At 74.7% G+C, this 2310-nt stretch carries 2 protein-coding genes; one reads left to right on the forward strand and one right to left on the reverse strand.

The window, feature by feature from the left end; all coding sequences use genetic code 11:
* On the reverse strand, nucleotides 1–1693 hold a 1693-nt coding region (locus HW445_RS27470), incomplete at its 3' end, for a hypothetical protein (RefSeq protein WP_180223570.1).
* Nucleotides 1694–1941: 248 nt separating this feature from the next.
* Here HW445_RS27470 and HW445_RS27475 point away from each other — a divergent pair.
* Entirely contained in the window at nucleotides 1942–2280 is a 339-nt protein-coding gene (locus HW445_RS27475; protein WP_257231325.1) for a hypothetical protein, read from the forward strand.
* Nucleotides 2281–2310 lie beyond the last annotated feature (30 nt).

A 2310-nucleotide genomic window follows, 5' to 3' on the forward strand; every position in this document is an offset into this window, starting at 1 on the left:
GGGCCTCGGCCACCGCCTCGTCCAGGGCAGCCGGGTCGCCGGTGCGCAGGTACAGGCTGTCCAGGCCGATCGCCAGCGCGGTGCGGGTCTTCACCTGGAAGTCGACCGTGGCGTCCGGGCGTTCCAGCGCGGCCCTGGTCTGCCGGATGCCCGCCCGCAGTTCCTCGGGGTCCGAGCCGAGCATCGTGGACAGGGCCCGCAGCGGGGCCGAGGAGACGTCCCGCATGCTCTCCAGCGTGCCGCCCGCCATGCCCAGGCTCTCCCACGCGGTCTCCATGTGGGAGACGGCCTTCTGCATGTCCTCGCGGTCACGGGTGATCCCGGCCCGCACCAGATGGGCGTAGCCCAGGTGGTAGGTGAGGATCGCGGGAGCCTCCCAGGCGGTCGCCGGATCGAGGCCGGTCCGCAGCCCCTCCATCTGGGCGATGAGGTCGTCCACCAGGGCCAGGTCGCGGCTCTCGTTCGCGGCGACGACGCGCATCTGGAGGCGCATCGCGTCGGCGAGGGTGCGCATCGGGTCGGGGGCCGAGCCCTCCGGAAGCGGGGGGAGGGCGTTCAGCACCTGGCTCGCGGCCTCCATGTCCTGGAGGGAGCCGCCGGTCATGCCCGCGACCGTCAGGAGGACGGAGGTGGCGATGGGGAGCCAGTCGGCGCGGCCCGCCTCCTCCAGCTCTCCGGCCGACTCCTTGAGCTGGGCCATCGCGGTCCGCAACTGCCGCCGGTCCCCGGTGCGCAGGGCCTGCGCGGCGTTCAGCATGACGGCGTTCATCCGGGACGACAAGGGGGCGTCGTCCTGGGACAGCCGGTGCAGGAGGTCGCCGACCTCGTCGCTGTCCACCACACCGGGGGAGGTCGCCTCGAGGAGGGCCAGCATCTCCCTCAGGTACTCCGGGTCGTCGACCGGGCCGGGCCCGTCCGGCGGCGAGGAGGCGGACGACGGCGGGGAGGCGGACGACGGCGGGGAGGCGGACGACGGCGGCACGACGGCGGGGTTCCGCAGGAACGGCAGCGTCGCGGAGATCATGCGGCGCAGCGGCGCGGGATAGGCGTCCACCTGTCCGAGCATCAGCTCGGCGGCCTCCGTCATCGCCGCCGGGTCGGCCGCGGGGCCCGCCGCGAGGACCGGGAGGATCCGGGCCAGGTTCTGCAGGTGCGGGGGCAGTCGGCGGTCCGCGCCGGTCTCGGCGGCCAGCTGGAGGAGCAGTTGCATGTCCTCGACGTAGCCGGCCCCGCCGTACCTGGCCGGTGTGCCCACCCGGAGGTACTCGCCGAAGGTGGAGACGTCGAACCGTGTCTGCGACGCCTGTGGCAGGGCCTTCACCCGGTGGACCAGGACGAGGATCAGGCTCTTGCGCGCCGTGTCGCGCTCCTCGGGCGACAGCGCGTCGCACCGCCGCGCCGCGTCCAGCAGGTCCACCGCCCGCAGCCGGTCCTCGTCGGCGCCGCCCAGCACCCACCGGACGCCGGCCAGCAGTCCCAGGCGGGCCCGCAGCCGTTCGGCCTGCTCCACGGCCGGGGCGCCCGCGGCCGACGCCTCGGCGAGCAGGACCTCGAACCGCGTGACGTAGGTGTCCAGTTCGGGCCCGCGCAGGCCTTCGTAGGCATCCGGATCGTCCGGCACCCGGCAGGAATCCGTCGCCGTCAGGGCCGCCCGGGCCCGCTCCGACAGTGCCGTCGCCTCGCTGTCGCTCATCCTCGGCTCCTCCCCAGGGCATCATGCCCATTCGACCGTCCCGTAGGGACGCGTTGCGCCGAAGTCGTCCAACCGCCCGGAATCCGACCGGAGTTCACCCTGTGCGGAGTCCGGAGCCGGCCGGCGGGCGGCCGTCCGGTCGTCCTCGGGGCGTCGCGCGTGCGGTTTCCGGGGACCGTGTGGCACGACGGCCTTCGCTCCGGCCATGCTGGGGGCGCCCGAGGCAGACAGCGCAGGGGGAGGGCCCGATGCCGGGAGAGACGACCGTGACGAGCTCCGGACAACCGCCGGCCGGCCCGTCCGTCCCCTACCGGGAGGTCACCGACGACGCCTACGCGCCCGCATACGTGCGGGGCGCCCGGATCCTCTCGTCCGACCCCGAGGCGACCGTCCTCGGCGGGACCTGCCCCCGGTGCGGCTGCCCCTGTGTCTTCGAGCACGTGCCCCGCACCTTCCGCAGCCCGCGCCGCGGGCCGAGGGCGCGCGAGATCCCGATGATGTGCACCTGCACCACCGGACACGAGGACCGGCCGGCCGGTGAGGAAGGCTGCGGCGCCTACTGGAACGTCCGCCTGGAGGACCTGTGACCCCGGCCCCGGCCCCGCAGCGCCTCGCCC

The organism is Streptomyces sp. UH6 (genome assembly GCF_013421635.1).
Classification (GTDB): Bacteria; Actinomycetota; Actinomycetes; order Streptomycetales; family Streptomycetaceae; genus Streptomyces; species Streptomyces abyssomicinicus.